Source organism: Sphingomonas sp. (assembly GCF_036731925.1).
GTDB lineage: Bacteria > Pseudomonadota > Alphaproteobacteria > Sphingomonadales > Sphingomonadaceae > Sphingomonas.
The window spans coordinates 568698-585677 of record NZ_DAINDJ010000001.1; the positions used below are offsets into that span (position 1 = coordinate 568698).

Sequence of the window (16980 nt, forward strand, 5' to 3'; positions counted from 1 at the left end):
ACCGATCGGGGGTAGAAGGAAGGGGTTCCCAGGGAGGTGTCTCTCTCTGGTTTGGTTTTCCCATTTCTATCCTTTCCGGCCGTCCCTTCGGGGGCGGCCATTTTTTTGCCGGCGAAAGTCCCTAGATGGCCCCGATGACTCACAGCATCGCCATCGCCCTGGTTTCGGGCGGACTCGATTCGATGGTTTCCGCCGCGCGTGCCCGCGAGGACGGCCACCGCCTGCTCGCCCTGTCGATCGACTATAATCAGCGCCACAAGGTGGAGCTGGAAGCCGCGGCGAAAATCGCCGCCATGCTCGGCGCTGAGCGCCATGTCGTCCTGCCGCTGGACCTGCGCGCGTTCGGCGGCTCGGCGCTCACCGCCGATATCGACGTGCCGAAAACCGGCGTCGGCAGCGACATCCCCATCACCTATGTGCCGGCGCGTAACACCATCTTCCTCAGCCTCGCGCTCGGCTGGGCCGAGGCGGCCGGCGCGCGCGACCTCTATATCGGCGTCAACGCGCTCGATTATTCGGGCTATCCCGATTGCCGGCCGGAATTCATCGCCGGGTTCGAGAAGCTGGCCGAGCTGGCCACCAAGGCGGGCGTGGAGGGGCAGCCCTTCCGCATCCAGGCACCGCTCCAGAACATGAGCAAGGCCGATATCGTCCGCGAGGCCGCGCGATTGGGGCTGGATGCCGGGATGAGCTGGTCCTGCTACGATCCGACGCCGGAAGGGCTGCACTGCGGGCTGTGCGACAGCTGCCGCCTGCGCTCGCGCGGGTTCGAGGAAGCCGGGCTGCCCGATCCGACCCGCTACGCCACCCACCCATGAGCTACGCCGTCAAGGAGATGTTCCTCACCCTGCAGGGGGAGGGCGTCAATGCCGGCGCGCGGGCGGTGTTCGTCCGCTTCGCTGGCTGCAATCTCTGGTCGGGCCGCGAGGAGGATCGCGCGACGGCGGTGTGCCGGTTCTGCGATACCGATTTCGTCGGCATGGACGGGCTGGGCGGCGGCCGATTTGCCGATGCCGATGCGCTGGTCGCGGCGGTCGAGAGCCATTGGGGGGCTGGCTTGGACAGGCGTTTCGTGGTGCTGACCGGCGGCGAGCCGATGCTGCAGATCGATGATGCGCTGGTCGCGGCGCTCCACGGACGTGGCTTTCGCATCGCGATCGAGAGCAACGGCACGATTCCGGTGCACCCCGGCATCGACTGGGTGTGCATCAGCCCCAAGGCGGGCAGCGAGGTGGTGCAGCGGCGCGGCGACGAGCTCAAGCTGGTGTGGCCGCAACCCGGCACCGATATCGCGGCGATCGAGGCCTGGGACTTCGCCCACTTCCTGATCCAGCCGATGGACAGCGCCGAGGCGGAGGCGAACACCCGCGCGGCGATCGCGGTGGCCATGGAGCGCCCGCGCTGGCGGCTGACGCTGCAGACCCACAAGATGCTCGGGCTGCGCTAGCAAAAAGGGGTGGCGTTTCCGCCACCCCTTTTTTTGATTCAGCCCAAGGATCCGCATTTGCGGGATTGGTATTCGCCGTTGCGCCAGCACTTCTCCTGCCCGAACTGGGGCAGCGGACGCAGCACCGGCCAGACGAAGTTCAGGCGGCGGGTACGGAAATGCTGTTCGCCCCAGGCCTTGAGGCTCTCGCGCAGCTCGCGCATCCGGCGCATCGCCACGTCGCCCAACGTTCCGTGCGGCGCGTACACCGCGTCCTGGCCGATTGAGGCGGTAGTCTGGCAGAATGACAGCTGGCCGGAGACAGTCGAAAAGCTCGAATAGACGCGGGTGGAAAACTGATCCAGCGCGGTCTGTGCGGCCTTTTTCGTCTTCGCCGTTTTTAGGAAATATTTCTCAAGCGTATCATATGCTTTATTGAACTCGTCGTCATGGTCTTTGCGCACCGCGACATAGTTGTCGTCCGCGAGCAACGTCGGTTCAAACTTGCATTGCAATGCAGCAACGTTGAGCGCGGCGCGCAGGCTCCACACCATCGCCGCGCGCAGCTCCGCCGGAGAAGCGCCGGGCATTGCCTGGGCGATCATGCCGGGCTCGTTGCCGGTGACGGGCGGACCCGACAGGTCCACCGGCTTGAAGAAGAATTGCGCCGAAGCCGGCGCCGAAACGCACAATGCCGCGAGCGCAGCCATGCCCAAAGTGATACGCCTACCGAGCATCCCATCCTCTTGATACCGCTATGAGGAATATTCGTTAGGGCGTTTCGATTCGTCGCCCAAGCCCCTTTTTTCCAAACGCGACGATCCGTGGCAGCGGCGGGGAGGGACGGTTCCGAAACGAGAAGGGCCGCCCGGTCGCCCGGACGGCCCTTTCGTAGTGCACGCAAAAAGCGCGATGATTACATCGCGTTCGAAGCGTTCATCGTGCCGTTGTCGACAACTGCGTTGTCAACCGGAGCAGCCATGTCAACGTTGGTCACCGAAGCGTCGGTGGTGTTTTCCGGAGCCACGACTTCGGTGGTGTTGTTGACGCTGGTGGTCTCGTTGTTGGTGCACGCCGAGGCCAGGAGGGCCGCACCGGCGATCATCGAACCAGCAACGATCTTCGAAAGGACTGCACGCATGTAATAGCTCCCTAGATAATGGATTTGGACGACGGTTGTACGCCGTTAATACCCAAACCGTGCTGGACATTAGACGGTTCGGGGGACACCCTCAAGACTCGAATTTATCCCGCGCGATCCAGAGCGTCCAAAAATGGCAAAAATGTGGCCTGGAGGGCGGCATTGAAGCGTTCTGTCGCAATCGGTTTGCCCAGCGCGGCCGCGCTGGTGACCGGGAATTCGGCGATTCCGCAGGGCACGATGCCGGTAAAGTGGGTCAGATCGGGGTCGAGGTTGATGGCGAAACCGTGCAGCGTCACCCATTGGCGGATTCGCACGCCGATCGCGCCGATCTTCGCCTCGACGCCGCGATCGAGCGTCCAGATGCCGATGCGGCCCGGCGCGCGGAACGCCTCGATGCCGCAATCGCCGAGCGCCGCGATGACCCAGCCTTCGATCGCGTGAACATAGTTGCGCACGTCTCGCAGGCGCTCGCGCAGGTCGAGCACCACATAGCCGATCCGCTGGCCGGGGCCGTGATAGGTATAGCGCCCGCCGCGCCCGGTGCGGTGCACGGGGAAGCGCGGATCGAGCATTTCGGCGGGATCGGCGCTGGTGCCGGCGGTGTAGACCGGCGGATGTTCGAGCAGCCAGACCAGTTCCTGCGCCATATGCGCGGTGACGGCGGCGGCGCGCGCCTCCATTGCGGCATGGGCTTCGGCATAGTCGATCGGCTGGGGCTCGACCCGCCATTCGATGGTTTCGTGCATGATCGCCGCCGCTTGCGCCCTTCCGGCCCCCAAGGCAAGCATTGGCAAGGCGGTGCCCCCCGGCTAACACCCCGGGTCCCTCACGCAAGGACTAGGCCGCATGGCAAAAATGAGCATCGTCTGGGACCGGACCGCCGCGTTCGTAGGGGAGCGGCTCGGCACGCTGCTGCCGGTGGCGCTGGCGGCCTTCGTCCTGCCCGGCGTGGCCGGCAGCTGCGTGCAGGTGCTGGCCGCGAGTTCGCCAAGCGGCGCCCGGCTGGGCCTGGGGGCGCTGTCGCTGCTGCTGTCGCTGCCCTCGGTGTGGGGCTCGCTCGTCGTGATCGGGCTGGCGACCGGCGTCGACCGGCTGGGCGACGCGGCCAGGCTCGCGATGCGGCGGCTGCCCGCGACCATCCTGGTATCGATCATTCTCGGGCTGGTGGCGGCGCTCACCATGCTGCCGATTGCAGTGATCCTGGCGGCAAGCGGCTATGACGTGGCGGCGATCGCGGCAGGGCAGGCGGGCAAGGTGGTGGTCAATCCTCAGGCCTCCGGCATGGTTGCACTCTATTTCATCGTGCTGGTCCCGGTGCTGCTGTTCGCCTTCACCCGGCTGCTCCTGGTAACGCCGGTGGTGCTGCGCGAAAGCGTGCTCTTCGGCGCCGTCCGCCGGTCCTGGGTGCTGACTCGCAAGCATGGCTGGCGGATCTTCGGCATGCTGCTGCTGTTCGGGCTGATCGGCGGGATCGCCCAGCTTGCCGCCCAGGCAGTGTTCGGCACCGTCTTCACCTTGCTGGCCGGCGGCGGGCAGGGCCTCACCACCGCCTTCGTGCTGACCACGATCGCGACGACCTGCGTGCAGGCCATCGTGATGGTGCTGCTCGCCGCGTTCCAGGGCAGGCTCTATGCCGCGCTGACCACCGCCGATTCGGTGTGGCGCGCATGACGCTGCGCCTTGCCGGCCTGTTCGCCGACGCAAAAACGCTGTGGCAGCGCGAGCGCACGCTGGTGCTGCCGGTCGCCGGCCTGTTCTTCCTGCTGCCGAGCCTCGGGCTCCTGCTGCTGATGGCGCAGGGCGCGGTCGAGCTCGAATCGCTTTCCGATCAGGCGGCGCTGCTCGCCTTCTACCGGAAGTTCGTCGAGGCCAATGTCGTACCGCTGATGCTCGCCTATCTGGCGGTCGACTACGGCATCTTCGCGCTGTTCAACCTGTATCTGCGCGGCGACGGGCAGACGCTGGGGCAAGTGCTGCTGCAGACATTGCGGCGGCTGCTCCCCTTCCTGGTGATCGAGGTGGCGGTGAGCCTCGGCTTCCAGCTCGGCTTCTCGTTGTTCATCGCGCCCGGCCTGTTCCTGTTCGCCAGGACCTGGCTGGTCGCGCCCGCCTATGCGGCCCGGCCCGAGGCCGGACTGATCGAGGCGTTCAAACAGGGCTGGGTCCGCAGCGGCGGGATCACCTGGCTGCTGTTCCTGCTGGTCGTGGCGATGGTGTTCGTGGCGGGCGTAGGCGCCATGGCGGTCGCCAGCGTCGTCACCGGTCTGATCGCCACGGTGGCGGGCGGCGGCGCCGTGCCCGAATTCCTCGGCTATCTGCTGTTGTCGGGGATCGGCGCGGGCGTGTGGACGGCGCTGGTGATCCTCCGCGTCGCCGCCTATCGCGCGACGTCGCCCAGGCAAGGAACATGAGGCGCCGCCTCGGGCGGTAGCACGCCGATCAGGCGGGGGTCCGGGAACGTCTCGATCGTGCGCTTGTACGGCACGAAGCCGTGACGCCGGTAGAAGCCGAGCGCGGCGGGGTGGTCGAGCGTGCAGGTGTGCACCCACACCCGCGTCACGCCCTTGCGCCAGGCAAAGGCGAGCGCCTGCGCCATCAGCCAGCCGCCCTGGCCCTTGCCGGTGATTTCCGGCACCAGCCCGACATAGGAAAGCTCGCAGGTGGCGGCTTCACGGAAGTCGAGCTCGAGCATGCCGACCTCCACGCCGGCGCGATCGACCACCGCGTGGACGGCAACCTGCGGATCGTCGAGAATCGCGCGCAGCCGCGCCTCTTCCATCACCAGCCGCGAAAACCACAGCCATGGCCCGCCCACCCGGCGGAACAGGGTGCGGTACTTGTCGCTGTCCGGCGCGGGCCAGTGGACCAGCCGGAACGGGGAGGGCGGGACGGGCCGGGGGCGGGGCCGCTCCCGCATCTCCAGCGCGGTGACGATGGTGGCGAGGTGATCGTTGGCAACGGGCAGCAGGCCCATGGGGTCAGCTCCAGGCGGCCATCGGCGGCAGGCTCATCAGGATGGCGTCGACATTGCCGCCGGTCTTCAGCCCGAACAGCGTGCCGCGATCGTAGATCAGGTTGAACTCGGCATAGCGGCCGCGCCATTCGAGCTGGCGCTGGCGATCGGCCGCGTCGAAAGGCTGGTCCATCCGCCGCCGTACCAGCTTCGGGTAGACATCGAGGAACGCGCGGCCGACATCCTGGGTGAAGGCGAAGTCCGCCTCCCAGGCGTTTTCCAGGTGATCGTAGAAGATCCCGCCGACGCCGCGATGCACCTTGCGGTGGGGGATGTAGAAATAGTCGTCCGCCCATTTCTTGAAGCGGGGATAATAGGTCGCGTCGTGCGCATCGCAGGCTGCCTGCAGCCGGGCGTGGAAATCGGCGGTGTCTTCCGCATAGGGCAAGGGCGGGTTGAGATCGGCGCCGCCGCCGAACCAGCGCTTGGTGGTCGTCAGGAAGCGCGTGTTCATGTGAACCGCGGGCACGTGCGGATTGGCCATGTGCGCGACCAGGCTGATGCCCGTCGCGAAGAAGCTCGGATCCTCGCCCGCGCCGTGGATGGTCTTGGCGAAATCGCCCTCGAACGCGCCGCCGACGGTGGAGACGTTGACGCCCACCTTCTCGAACACGCGGCCCTTCATCACCCCGCGCACGCCGCCGCCGCCGGGCGCGCCGCTGGCATCGCTGCGGTCCCAGGCGAGATAGTCGAACCTCGCGTCGGATCCGGCCTCGCGCTCGATCGCCTCGAATTCGGCGCAGATCGAATCGCGCAGGCCCTCGAACCAGGTGCGTGCGCGCTGCTGCTGTTCGTCGAGCGTGATCACTGCGGGAATCCCTCCGTCTGGCGTAGCGCCTCGGCGAGCCCGATGCCCGTTGCGACGGCGAGGTTCAAGGAGCGCAGCTCCGGCCGGAGCGGAATCCGCACCGCAGCATCGGCGCGGGCATGGACCATGTCCGGCACGCCGCTGCTCTCGGCGCCGAACAACAGGGTGTCGCCGGTCTCGAAGCGCGCCTCCGGCAGGCGAACGCCGCCGCGGGTGGTGAACAGCACCAGGCGGGCGGGCAGCCGCGCTTCAAAAGCATCCCAGTCGGCGTGGCGAACGGTTTCCGGTTCATAGTCCATCGCGGCACGCTTGCGGGCGCGATCCCCCCAGGGAAAACCCATAGGCTCGATCAGGTCGACGGCGACCCCCATGCATGCCGCCAACCGCAAGATGGTGCCTACATTCCCTGCAATTTCAGGCTGGAACAACGCGATGCGAATTGTGGAGGGTGAAGTCATTTTGCAGTGCAACATTAAGGCCTTGGAGACGAGAATATGAAAAACCCTGTTGGCAAAGCTGCATTGCGCCGTCTATCAAACTTGTAACGCCACCGGAAATCCGGCCGGCACTGAGCTTCGTTTCGTCCGCGTTCCTCTCTCCGCGGTTCTCGCGCGGAAGAGTTCCCGAAGTGCAAGGGCTAGAGCATGGCAACGTTTGAAGAAGGCGTTTCTCCCGAACAGACCGTAGGCCCTGGCGGCGAAATCCTCGAGAATCCCCGTCGTCGCGATTATCTCACCTATGCCGCGGGATCGGTGGCGGCGGTCGGCGCCGGCGTGGTGGTGCTGCCGCTGGTCAATTCGATGAACCCCTCGGCCGACGTGCTCGCGCAATCGACCACCGAAGTGAATCTCGCCGCGATCGAGCCCGGCCAGGCGATCAAGGCCAGCTTCCGCAAGCAGCCGCTGTTTGTCCGCAACCTGACCCCGGCGGAGGTGGCCCAGGCCGATGCGGTGCCGGTCTCGAGCCTGCGCGACCCGCAGACGCTCGACCAGCGCACCAAGGAGGGCCACAAGAACTGGCTGATCACGCTGGGCGTATGCACCCATCTCGGCTGCGTGCCGCTGGGCGCGGGCGAGGGCGAGAGCCGGGGCCCCTTCGGCGGCTATTTCTGCCCGTGCCACGGTTCGGCCTATGACACGGCCGGCCGCATCCGCCAGGGGCCTGCGCCGAAGAATCTCGAAGTACCAAAATATAATTTCACGTCCGACACCGTCGTCGTTGTTGGGTGAGGAGAGACCTGGATGAGCTTTCCCTGGGCGCGCCATTACGAGCCGAAGAACCCGGTGATGAAATGGGTGGACGATCGGCTGCCGCTGCCGCGGTTCGTCTATAACGCGATCGGCGCCGGCTATCCGGTGCCGCGCAACCTGAATTACTTCTGGAATTTCGGCATCCTCGCCGGGCTTTCGCTGGTGATCCAGATCGTCACCGGCATCGTGCTGGCGATGCATTTCCACAGCTCGGCCGCCGGCGCCTTCGAATCGGTCAACGGCACGATCATGCGCGACGTGAACGCGGGCTGGTTCCTGCGCTTCGCCCACGCCAACGGCGCCAGCATGTTCTTCATCGTGGTGTACATCCACATCTTCCGCGGCCTCCATTACGGATCGTACAAGGCGCCGCGCGAGATGGTGTGGCTGCTCGGCGTCGTCATCTTCCTGCTGATGATGGCCACCGCCTTCATGGGCTATGTGCTCCCCTGGGGGCAGATGAGCTTCTGGGGCGCGCAGGTGATCACCGGCTTCTTCTCGGCGATCCCCGTGGTGGGCGACTGGATCCGCGTGTGGCTGCTCGGCGGCTATGCGCCGGACGACGCGGCGCTCAACCGCTTCTTCTCGCTCCACTATCTGCTGCCCTTCGTGATCGCGGGCGTGATCATCCTGCACATCTGGGCGCTGCACATACCGGGCTCCAACAACCCCACCGGCGTGGAGGTGAAGGGCGAGCAGGACACGGTGCCGTTCCACCCCTATTACACCGCCAAGGACGGCTTCGGGGTGGGCATCTTCCTGATCCTGTTCTCGACGCTGATCTTCTTCTATCCGGACTATCTGGGCCACCCGGACAACTACATCCCGGCCAACCCGCTCTCGACGCCCGCCCACATCGTGCCCGAATGGTATTTCTGGCCCTTCTACGCGATCCTGCGCGCCTTCACCGCGGACTTCATCCTGCCGGCGAAGCTGTGGGGCGTGCTGGCGATGTTCGGCTCGATCCTGCTCCTGTTCTTCCTGCCCTGGCTCGATCGCTCGCCGGTGCGCTCGGCCAATTACCGGCCGATGTACCGTGTCGCCTTCTGGGTGCTGGTCGCCGACGTGCTGATCCTCGGCTGGTGCGGCGGTTCGCCCGCGGAGCCGGTCTATGTGATCACCAGCCAGATCGCGGCGGCCTATTATTTCGCGCATTTCCTGATCATCGTGCCGATTATCTCGCGGATCGAGACGCCGCGCCCGCTGCCCAACTCGATCACCGAAGCGGTGCTGAAGGGTGAAGGCGGATCGCGCATCACCGCCACCGCGGCGACGGCATAAGGGGGCCGGGAACCATGACGTCGATCTTCTTTCGCTCGATCAAGTTCCTGATCGGTGCCGGCTTCGTGTTCGTGCTGCTGCTCGCCCTGCTGGGCAGCATCACCGGCCTGATCAAGGAGCCGCCGAAGCAGACCGCCGAGCAGGCGCTGCACAAGCACCCCAAGGAGCTGGACATCGCCTCGAACGGCCCACTCGGCAAGTTCGACCTCGGCCAGCTCCAGCGCGGCTTCAAGGTGTACAAGGAAGTCTGCGCGGCATGCCACTCGCTGCACATGATTTCCTTCCGCAACCTCAAGGACCTGGGGTACAGCGATGCCCAGGTGAAGAAGATCGCCAAGGAATGGGCGATGAAGCAGCCGGCGTTCGACGAGAAGGCCGGGACCTGGGGCGAGCGCGACAATATCCCCTCGGACCATATCCCGAAGGTCTATTATGCCGGCACCGGCAATCCGCCGGACCTGAGCCTGATCACCAAGGCGCGGCATGATGGCGCGGCCTATGTCCACTCGCTGCTGACCGGCTATGGCGAGAAGCCCGATCCGGCGAAGGCGGCGCAGTTCCCGGAGGCGATGAAGACGCCCGAGGGCATGTACTTCAACCCCTATTTCGCCAATCTCAACATCGCGATGCCGCCGCCGCTGACCAGCGAAGGCCAGGTCCAGTATGACGACGGCACTCGCGCCACGGTGGACCAGATGGCGAAGGACGTCTCCGCCTTCCTCGTCTGGACCGCCGAGCCGACGCTGCAGACCCGGCACCAGGCCGGCCTCGCGGTCGTGATCTTCTTGCTGTTTGCCACCGGGCTCGCCTATGGCGCGTACCTCACGGTTTGGCGCGGCATGAAGCATTGATGGACATCGATCAGAACGAAGACATTCGCAGTCGCATTCGCACGATCCCCGACTTTCCCAAGCCGGGGATCCTGTTTCGCGACATCACCACGCTGCTGCTCGATCCAGAGGGGCTGCGGCTCACCATCGAGAAGATGGCGGCGCAGGTGGATGGCAAGGTCGACCTGGTCGCCGGCGTCGAGGCGCGGGGCTTCGTGTTCGGCGCGGCGCTGGCGGTGCAGCTCGGCACCGGCGTGCTGCTGATCCGCAAGGACGGCAAGCTGCCGGGTGCCACGATCGCCGAGGACTATGCCCTCGAATATGGCACCGACCGGATCGCCATCCATGCCGATGCGCTGGTGCCCGGCGCCCGCGTGCTGCTGGTCGACGACCTGATCGCTACCGGTGGCACGGCGCGCGCGGCGGTGCGGCTGCTGCGCAAGGCAGGGGCGGAGGTGGTGCAGGCCTCGTTCGTCGTCGACCTGCCCGACCTTGGCGGCGCCGATGCGCTGCGCAGCGACGGGGTCGCGGTCTCCGCGCTGGTCGCGTTCGAAGGCCACTGACGGAACGCATCGTCGGTCCCGCGCGCTTCTCCGGGTGAGGGGCGCGGCCTGGGGCATCGCCCTGCCGCGCGCCTCCGGTACAGGAGCGTGACCAATGCACATGGGTGTGAAGACGATCTTCGGCGCGGCGCTGCTCGGCGGTGCGGCGATCCTGGGCGGCTGCATGGACGGGGGCTATGGCTATGGCGGGTCGCGCGTCGCGGTCGGCTATGGAAGCGCCTGGGGCAGCGGCTTCGGCGACCCCTATTGGGGCTGGCACGACGATTATTATTATCCCGGCACCGGCGCCTATGTGTACGACCGCTATCGCCATCGCCACGCCTGGAACGATGGCCAGCGTGCCTATTGGGAGCAGCGCCGCGGCAGCTGGCGCGGCAGCCCGCGTTGGCGCAACAACTGGCGCGACTTCCGTGGACATCCCGGCGGATGGCGCCGCCGCTAAGGCAAGGCTGCGCGGCGCCGTCGGCACTGCGGTGGCGCTGTCAGCCTGATCGACGAGGCCTTGCCGGTAATCGAAGCCCCGGCCGACGCGGCCATCCGGCAGAACACCGCGATGGTGGAGCAGACGTCCGCCGCCACCACCCATTTGCTGCGCGAGGTGGAAGTGCTGCGTGGCCAGACCGGCACCTTCAAGCGCACGCGCCGTGCGGTGCAACGCAAGGCGGGCTTCCGCACCGGCGCGCTGCAGGCGGCCTGAGCCGACGCCGCCCGCTCAGCGCGCGGAGCCCGCCGCGCCCCCTGGGTCGAAAGCCCCGGCACGCGCGCCTGCCAGCAATTCGCCGAACCGGTGCCCCGTCGTGTGACCGTTCGGTGCCATCTTCGCATGGCAGATCGACAGCAAATGGGCAGCCACGTCCAGCGCCAGCGGCGCCCAGTCCAGCGTGCCCGGCTTGATCAGGCAGATGCGGCCATAGCTCTCAAGGTCGGCCTGCTCGGGCAGCTGGTTGACCGCCCATTCGAAGCGGCGGTCGCGCCGCCGGATCGCCTCTCCTTCCAGCAGCCCCAGATCGTCGAGGAAGCTGTAATAGCGTGGGTTCGTTCCGCGATCACGCGCCAGGAAGGCACGCGCATCAGGGTTGGGCTGTGTCCGTTGAAGTGACGGGAAGACGGGGATATTGGTCTTGGCCTGCACGACGCATGTGTTTTTTCGGACGAGGTCTTCGCCATGACTGCCGAATCGGCCGAGAACAGGAAGTTGGCGCTCGACGAGCGGCGGCTCGCGTTCGAGGAGCGCAAATGGGAAGCGGAGCAGGCCAAGCGGCCGGAATCGCCGTGGAAGAGCCCGCTGCTGATCGCGATCCTGACGGCGGCGGCGGCGGCGGGTGGCAGTGCGGTGGTATCGCGGCTCAATGCAGACGCGCAATTGCGTGTCGAGCGGCTGAAGGGCGAGCAGGCGCTGATCACCGAGATGATCAAGACCGACGGCGATGTCGGAAAGACCGCGAACAATCTCCGCTTCCTGGTGGATACCGGCCTGATCAGCGATCCCGATCGACGGGCGAAGCTCGAGCGCTATCCCAACAAGGTCACACCGGAACGGCTTCCGTCGCTGGCATCGCCCAGCGGTACGGCTGCGCCGCTTTCGACCGCCGCCCGCGCCACCGGACTTGCTGTGGGGGACGGCTGCCGGGCGCGGGGCGCCAAGGGCGCGCTCTGCGTTGAAAAGGCATTCTGCTGCGGCCGGACGGCAAGCCGTTCGAGGTGGTGGACGTGACCCAGAACAAGTCGCCGCTGCGGGCTGCGCCAGTGGCGGTCGTGGCGCACTATTCGGCCGGTCGCGACGGGGAACTGAAGCGGATGTTCAAGGATCCCGGCGCACCGGGCGGCGCACATCTGGAGATCAATCGCGACGGTTCGATCACCCAGCTCGTGCCCTTCGACATCATCCGCCAATCATGCCGGCGCCAGCGCATGGCAGGAGCTGAAGGGCCTCAACGGCACCACGCTGGGCATCATGTTCGCCAACTATGGTCGGCTCGACGGCCAGCCGGGCGCGTGGCGAAACCTCCGGGGGGAAACGGTGCCGGACGGGCAAGTGCTGGTGGTGCGGGAGGCGGATGGGCGTGCAACGGGCTGGGAGCGCTACACGCCTGCGCAGCTCCAGGCGGCCGAGAAGGTGCTGCGCGCGCTGAAGGCCGCCTATCCCAGCCTTCGGGCCGTGCTCGCCCATAGTGCGATCGCCGTGCCGCGCGGGCGCAAGCTCGATCCCGGTCCGGCGCTGCCGATCGACCGGCTAAACGCGTTGGTGGCGGGGCGGTGAAGCCTTGACGGGGCGCGGGTTCAACCCGCCGTGCGGCGAGCGACCAGGGCGTTGGCGATGAAGGTCAGAACCGGCTCGTCCTTCTGGTTGAACGTCGTCATCCGGCTGCGCACGATGCCCATTTCCGGCCGGCTCTGCGAGGCGCGGGCTTCCAGTACTTCGGTCTCGCAGCGGAGCACGTCGCCCGGATAGACGGGTTTCAGCCAGCGGAGTTCATCGATGCCCGCAGCGCCCAGGCTGGCGATCGGTGCTTCCTGGTGGTGCGCGACCAGCATCGCCATGGTCATCGCGTTGGTGTGCCAGCCGCTCGCTGCCAGCCGACCGAAATGCGTGGCCGCCGCCGCCTCGTCTGACAGGTGAAAGGGCTGCGGGTCGTATTTTCGGGCGAAGTCGAGCACTTCCTCGCGAGTGACGTCATAGCGGCCGAAACTCGCCCGCTCGCCTGGCTGGATGTCGTCGAAGAAGCGCATGGCGACGAGTTTCAATCAGAAACCTGGTTCTGGCAAGCGCTTTCAGCGGGCCTGGAGAAGCCCCCTGAACGGTGCGTCGTCGCCGTCGAGGCCCGCCTTCGACGGCAGTCCCAGCACGTCGCGCAGCAGTGGGGTGATGTCGACATTGTCGAACGCCGGCACCGTGCCGTGTCGAAAGGCGGGCCCGGCAGCGACGAACAGCGCGGCCATTTCCGGCGCCTGATTGTCATAGCCGTGATTGCCGCCGGCGAAGGGCTTTTCGGGCGGCTTGTCGAGGATCAGCCAGCCGGTCTCGGCAAGGCAGAAGATCGCCGGAATCCGGGGATGGGTGCCGTAGCGCAGCCGGGCCGGGATCGCGCCCTTGCGCCAGCACTCCATGTGCGGGTGGCGGCCGAGCAGCGCCTTTTCGACCGCGGCTTCGTTACCGGGTAAGGGCGTCAGGCTGGCATAGGGGCCGGTCTCGACCACATGCGACAGGGCCGCGGCCTCGCCGAGCGTCACCACCCGGTCGCTGCTGGTGGCCGCCATGCCGTGATCGGCGACGATGACCAGGTTGGCGGGCTGGTGCAGCACGCTCAGCCCGTCGACCAGCGCCCCGATCTGCCGGTCCACCTCGGCCGCGGCGGCGGTGGTGCGTGCATCATCGGGACCGAAGCCGTGGCCAGCCGTGTCGACCGCGTCGAAATAGAGGGTGAGGAAGCGGGGGCGGATTCCGGCCGGGCGGCGGAGCCAGTCGAGCACCGCATTGACCCGCTGCTCGCCGGTGACGGCCTGGTTGAACTGCTGCCAGTCTTGGGGCCGGGTGCCGCCCTTCACCGCACCGTGGCCGCCGCCGGCTTCCCCGCCAAAGGCGACGTTCGCACCCGGCCAGAACATCGTTGCCGTGCGGATGCCGGCCTGTTCCGCATCGACCCAGATCGGCGGCGTCGCATTCCACCAGAAGGGGTCGTCGGTCGCCATGGTGAAGACTTCGTTCGGGCGCGCCGGATCCTCCATCCTGTTCGCCACGATGCCATTGTGATCGGGCACCTTGCCGGTGACGAGCGTCCAATGGTTCGGGAAGGTCTTGCTGGGAAAGCTGGGCCGCATCGGGCCGCTGATGCCGGCCGCCGCCAGCCGGTTCAGATTGGGCGTGACGCCGCGCTGCAGATAGTCCGCGCGGAACCCGTCGATCGATACCAGGATCGTGACGGGCACGCGCGCCTCGACTGCCGCGGCGGGCGGGGGCGGGGTATAGGCCGGCGGCGTGGCACAGGCCTGGAGAACCGCGACTAGCGCGGCGGCGGCGATACGGGTGGTCCAGCGCATGGCCGCTCCATGCGCCGGATTTGTTGCGAGGGGAAGACCGCGGCGGTGGGAGAAGCGCCGGTCCTTACCGCCCCAGCGCCAGCCGCGCGAACAAGGTGTAGCTCACCGGTGCCTTGCCATAGGCCGCATCGAGCGCGCTGGGCTTGGCATAGGTGGCGACCGATCCGCCGAGGGCCAGCTCCGTCTGGTGCGCAAGCGGGATGCGGTACGCATAGCCGCCCTCGAACCGCGTGACGCGGAACCTGGTGTCGTGCAGCGCATCGTCATGATCGGGGAACAGCTCGTCATTGGCGACATTCTCCACCCGGCCAAACAGGCTGTGGCGGCTGGTGACGTCCCAGTTCGCCTCCGCGGTCCAGGCGCTTAGCACCGGTCCCGGCAGCCGGTGCTTTGCGGCATAAGCAACCATCGCGGACACCTTGCCGGTGCTGTAGTGGAGGCTGGCGGTGGTGCGCTGCTCGTCTTCGCCCGGATGGGTGACCTCCGGGCTCTTGAGCCGCCCGGTCGAGACCTGTGCGACCCAGCGGTCGGTGGGGGACCAGCTGGCGCGCATGCTCCAGCTGTCGAGCTTGATGCGATCGATGTCCCAGCGATGCTCGTCCGGCTCCCGACCGTTGAACCACGAGCCTTCGAGCTGCACGCGCCCCGCCTGCACGCCGCCGGTCACGACGCCATAGGTGATGTGGCTGCTGTCGAACCAGTGATGCGAGATCGGGGAAAGCGCGAAGTATCGGGCCGATCGGCGGTGCATGAAGGCGCTGGGGCCGAGCGCCGGCTCGGCGACGGGGCCGCCATAGACGAACAGCTTGGTGCCCGGCGCCACCTGGGTGTCGACGCGGGCGGAAAGCTCCATGAACAGGTCATGCGGATGTTGGCGATCGACCAGCGGCTGGCCGTTCGCCGTTTCGCCGCCGGCAAACAGATTGGGATAACCGCGCTGGCCCATGGCGGGCTCCAGGCTGCCCATCGCGCGGAGCTGGAGCGTGGTGCCGTTGCCCCAGTCGCGCGTCGCGCTGAGCATCGCCATCGATTCGACGAAGGCCTCGTCGCTGCCGCGCCTGCCGCCCTGATCGGTATAGACACCCCAGAGATAGCCGTGCGCCATCACCATCCAGTCGCCGTGGCTGAGCATCACTCCGCGCATCGGGCCGTCTGCCTGCGGGAGCAGCGCGGTGCCCGAACCGCCTGCAGCATGGTCGGAGCCGCCCATCCGCATCATCGGCATCGGCTGGTTCGCGTCCATGCCCGGCATGGTGTGGGCCATTGCGGCATGGTCCTGCGGCGTCGGTTCGGCCGCCATGCCGGACATGTCGTGCATGCTGTGGTCTTCCTGCGCCAGCGCGGGCAGGGGGGCGAGCAGGGCGAGGGCGGGCAGCAGGGTACGCAAAGGATCAGACTCCCAGAACGGTGCGCGCGAGCATCCAGACGCCCATCGCGATCATCATCAGGTTTTCGGTGAGCGACACGAAGCCGAGCGGCACATTGCTGTCGCTGCCGACACAGGCGCATTTGAGGTCGCGGCGATCGACATAGACCGCCTTGAATACGGATACGGCGCCGATGCCGCCGATGAACAGCGCGAGCGGGGCCGAGAACCAGGTCAGCACGTTCGCCGTCATCAGCAGCCCGGCGACCGCCTCCGCGAAGGGGTAGAGCGTGGCATAGGGCACCCAGCGCCGGGCGAGCAGGTCGTAGCCGAGGAACATCGTCGCGAAGCCGGAGACGTCGCGCAGCTTGAGCATCGCCAGCAGGCACATCGAGAAGCTGACGAACCATTCGCCGGCCCGCATCGTGAACGGCGTCGCATAGGCTGCCTGGCTGGCGGCGATCGCCATCAGCGCGGCGATGGCGAACAGCGCGATTACGGGACGATAGGTCTTCGCCTTGGGATCGCGCACGTGCAGGCCGAGATGCCGGCGGAGATCGTCGTGCCCGCCGATCCGCTGCTCGCCGATGAAGACCTGCGGGGTGGTCGACACGGCGTGCCGCGCCTTGAAGGCATCGGTCTCCTCGCGGGTGGTGAGATGGCGGTCGTCGACCGTGTAGCCGTGACGTTTCAACAGGTGCAGGGCGCGCAGACCCCAGGGGCAGACATGCTTGCCCATCACCATGCGGTAGAGAATTGCGGTCTTGTTCGAGGCGGACGGCATAGGCTTTCCTTGGCTCCGCAGCCTCTATAGGCTCTGTACCATGGTACGGAGTCAAGGGATGTCGCAGCTCACGATCGGAAAACTTGCCGAGGCCGGCGGCGTGGGGGTGGAGACGGTGCGCTACTACCAGCGCCGCGGGCTGCTCCCCACGCCCGCGCGGCGCGCCGGGCCGGACGCGGGGGTGCGTCGCTATGGCGAGGATCAGGTGCGGCGGCTGCGCTTCATCCGCTCGGCGCAGGCCGCAGGGTTCACGCTGGAGGAGATCGGCGAACTGCTGGAACTCGACGCCACCGACGACCGCGCCCGGGCGCGCGAACTGGCGCGCGCGCGGATCGTGGCGCTCGACGGGAAGATTGCCGAGCTGGTGCAGGCGCGCGAAGGGCTGGCGCGGCTGGCGCGTGAATGCGGATCGGGCAGCGCCGGGCCGTGCCCGATCCTCACGGCATTCGAGGGATAGGGGAGGCGATCCTCCCCTAT

General features: G+C 67.1%; 24 protein-coding genes. 13 read left to right on the plus strand and 11 right to left on the minus strand.

Annotation, left to right across the window (positions count from 1 at the left end):
* The first annotated feature begins 125 nt into the window (after nt 1–125).
* Both queC and queE read left to right on the plus strand, forming a co-directional pair.
* Nucleotides 126–818, plus strand: a complete 693-nt coding sequence (gene queC / locus V7E00_RS02840) for a 7-cyano-7-deazaguanine synthase QueC (protein WP_333571168.1) — start codon at nt 126–128, stop codon at nt 816–818.
* A complete protein-coding gene (gene queE, locus V7E00_RS02845) occupies nt 815–1447 on the plus strand; it encodes a 7-carboxy-7-deazaguanine synthase (RefSeq protein ID WP_333571169.1) in 633 nt (210 codons plus the stop codon). Before queC ends, queE begins: the two co-directional genes overlap by 4 nt.
* A 38-nt stretch (nt 1448–1485) precedes the next feature.
* On the opposite strand, the gene V7E00_RS02850 is transcribed toward queE, so the two are convergent.
* The 3 genes from V7E00_RS02850 to lipB all read right to left on the minus strand — a co-directional run bounded on the left by V7E00_RS02850 (nt 1486) and on the right by lipB (nt 3316).
* Complete coding sequence (locus V7E00_RS02850; RefSeq protein ID WP_333571170.1) at nt 1486–2136, minus strand: hypothetical protein; 651 nt, start codon at nt 2134–2136, stop codon at nt 1486–1488.
* Between the two features lie 206 nt (nt 2137–2342).
* Nucleotides 2343–2567 (minus strand): hypothetical protein, encoded by a 225-nt coding sequence (locus V7E00_RS02855; RefSeq protein WP_333571171.1) that lies wholly within the window; start codon nt 2565–2567, stop codon nt 2343–2345.
* A gap of 104 nt (nt 2568–2671) precedes the next feature.
* Entirely contained in the window at nt 2672–3316 is a 645-nt protein-coding gene (lipB, locus tag V7E00_RS02860) for a lipoyl(octanoyl) transferase LipB (protein WP_333571172.1), read from the minus strand.
* 100 nt (nt 3317–3416) lie between these two features.
* Between lipB and V7E00_RS02865 the strand changes: the two genes are divergently transcribed.
* Both V7E00_RS02865 and V7E00_RS02870 read left to right on the plus strand, forming a co-directional pair.
* Nucleotides 3417–4241 carry a hypothetical protein gene (locus tag V7E00_RS02865; protein WP_333571173.1) on the plus strand — a complete coding sequence of 275 codons (825 nt, stop codon included), beginning with the start codon at nt 3417–3419 and terminating at the stop codon, nt 4239–4241.
* Nucleotides 4238–4981: a hypothetical protein gene (locus V7E00_RS02870; protein ID WP_333571174.1), complete on the plus strand. Its 744-nt coding sequence runs from the start codon at nt 4238–4240 to the stop codon at nt 4979–4981. Before V7E00_RS02865 ends, V7E00_RS02870 begins: the two co-directional genes overlap by 4 nt.
* Here V7E00_RS02870 and V7E00_RS02875 read toward each other — a convergent pair.
* Genes V7E00_RS02875 through V7E00_RS02885 form a run of 3 tightly spaced genes read right to left on the minus strand, consistent with a single transcriptional unit; the run spans nt 4948 to nt 6831 of the window.
* Nucleotides 4948–5544, minus strand: a complete 597-nt coding sequence (locus tag V7E00_RS02875; protein WP_333571175.1) for a GNAT family N-acetyltransferase — start codon at nt 5542–5544, stop codon at nt 4948–4950. The genes V7E00_RS02870 and V7E00_RS02875 overlap by 34 nt on opposite strands.
* Before the next feature lie 4 nt (nt 5545–5548).
* Nucleotides 5549–6391 carry an oxygen-dependent coproporphyrinogen oxidase gene (gene hemF, locus V7E00_RS02880; protein WP_333571176.1) on the minus strand — a complete coding sequence of 281 codons (843 nt, stop codon included), beginning with the start codon at nt 6389–6391 and terminating at the stop codon, nt 5549–5551.
* Complete coding sequence (locus tag V7E00_RS02885; RefSeq protein WP_333572364.1) at nt 6388–6831, minus strand: tRNA (cytidine(34)-2'-O)-methyltransferase; 444 nt, start codon at nt 6829–6831, stop codon at nt 6388–6390. Before V7E00_RS02885 ends, hemF begins: the two co-directional genes overlap by 4 nt.
* A 204-nt stretch (nt 6832–7035) precedes the next feature.
* Here V7E00_RS02885 and petA point away from each other — a divergent pair, with 204 nt between their 5' ends.
* The 6 genes from petA to V7E00_RS02915 all read left to right on the plus strand — a co-directional run bounded on the left by petA (nt 7036) and on the right by V7E00_RS02915 (nt 11012).
* Nucleotides 7036–7620 (plus strand): ubiquinol-cytochrome c reductase iron-sulfur subunit, encoded by a 585-nt coding sequence (gene petA / locus V7E00_RS02890; protein ID WP_333571177.1) that lies wholly within the window; start codon nt 7036–7038, stop codon nt 7618–7620.
* A 12-nt stretch (nt 7621–7632) separates the two neighbouring features.
* Complete coding sequence (locus V7E00_RS02895; RefSeq protein ID WP_333571178.1) at nt 7633–8922, plus strand: cytochrome b; 1290 nt, start codon at nt 7633–7635, stop codon at nt 8920–8922.
* Nucleotides 8923–8936: 14 nt separating this feature from the next.
* Nucleotides 8937–9773: a cytochrome c1 gene (locus V7E00_RS02900; protein ID WP_333571179.1), complete on the plus strand. Its 837-nt coding sequence runs from the start codon at nt 8937–8939 to the stop codon at nt 9771–9773.
* Nucleotides 9773–10315: an adenine phosphoribosyltransferase gene (locus V7E00_RS02905; RefSeq protein ID WP_333571180.1), complete on the plus strand. Its 543-nt coding sequence runs from the start codon at nt 9773–9775 to the stop codon at nt 10313–10315. Before V7E00_RS02900 ends, V7E00_RS02905 begins: the two co-directional genes overlap by 1 nt.
* A 94-nt stretch (nt 10316–10409) precedes the next feature.
* Nucleotides 10410–10757, plus strand: coding sequence for a hypothetical protein (locus tag V7E00_RS02910; protein WP_333571181.1), 348 nt, complete (start codon nt 10410–10412; stop codon nt 10755–10757).
* A gap of 60 nt (nt 10758–10817) precedes the next feature.
* On the plus strand, nt 10818–11012 hold the full coding sequence (locus V7E00_RS02915) for a hypothetical protein (protein WP_333571182.1): 195 nt from the start codon (nt 10818–10820) through the stop codon (nt 11010–11012).
* 15 nt (nt 11013–11027) lie between these two features.
* Here V7E00_RS02915 and V7E00_RS02920 read toward each other — a convergent pair whose 3' ends face one another.
* Nucleotides 11028–11447 carry a hypothetical protein gene (locus V7E00_RS02920; protein ID WP_333571183.1) on the minus strand — a complete coding sequence of 140 codons (420 nt, stop codon included), beginning with the start codon at nt 11445–11447 and terminating at the stop codon, nt 11028–11030.
* A 33-nt stretch (nt 11448–11480) separates the two neighbouring features.
* Between V7E00_RS02920 and V7E00_RS02925 the strand changes: the two genes are divergently transcribed.
* Complete coding sequence (locus tag V7E00_RS02925) at nt 11481–12029, plus strand: hypothetical protein (protein WP_333571184.1); 549 nt, start codon at nt 11481–11483, stop codon at nt 12027–12029.
* Between the two features lie 129 nt (nt 12030–12158).
* On the plus strand, nt 12159–12575 hold the full coding sequence (locus V7E00_RS02930) for an N-acetylmuramoyl-L-alanine amidase (RefSeq protein WP_333572365.1): 417 nt from the start codon (nt 12159–12161) through the stop codon (nt 12573–12575).
* Between the two features lie 20 nt (nt 12576–12595).
* On the opposite strand, the gene V7E00_RS02935 is transcribed toward V7E00_RS02930, so the two are convergent.
* The 4 genes from V7E00_RS02935 to V7E00_RS02950 form a co-directional block, all read right to left on the minus strand.
* Nucleotides 12596–13045, minus strand: coding sequence for a MaoC family dehydratase (locus tag V7E00_RS02935; protein ID WP_333571185.1), 450 nt, complete (start codon nt 13043–13045; stop codon nt 12596–12598).
* Nucleotides 13046–13087: 42 nt separating this feature from the next.
* A complete protein-coding gene (locus tag V7E00_RS02940) occupies nt 13088–14353 on the minus strand; it encodes an alkaline phosphatase family protein (RefSeq protein ID WP_333571186.1) in 1266 nt (421 codons plus the stop codon).
* Nucleotides 14354–14417: 64 nt separating this feature from the next.
* Entirely contained in the window at nt 14418–15740 is a 1323-nt protein-coding gene (locus V7E00_RS02945; protein WP_333571187.1) for a hypothetical protein, read from the minus strand.
* A gap of 4 nt (nt 15741–15744) precedes the next feature.
* Nucleotides 15745–16503, minus strand: a complete 759-nt coding sequence (locus V7E00_RS02950) for a glutaredoxin (RefSeq protein ID WP_333571188.1) — start codon at nt 16501–16503, stop codon at nt 15745–15747.
* 58 nt (nt 16504–16561) lie between these two features.
* Between V7E00_RS02950 and V7E00_RS02955 the strand changes: the two genes are divergently transcribed.
* Nucleotides 16562–16960, plus strand: coding sequence for a MerR family transcriptional regulator (locus V7E00_RS02955; protein WP_333571189.1), 399 nt, complete (start codon nt 16562–16564; stop codon nt 16958–16960).
* Nucleotides 16961–16980 lie beyond the last annotated feature (20 nt).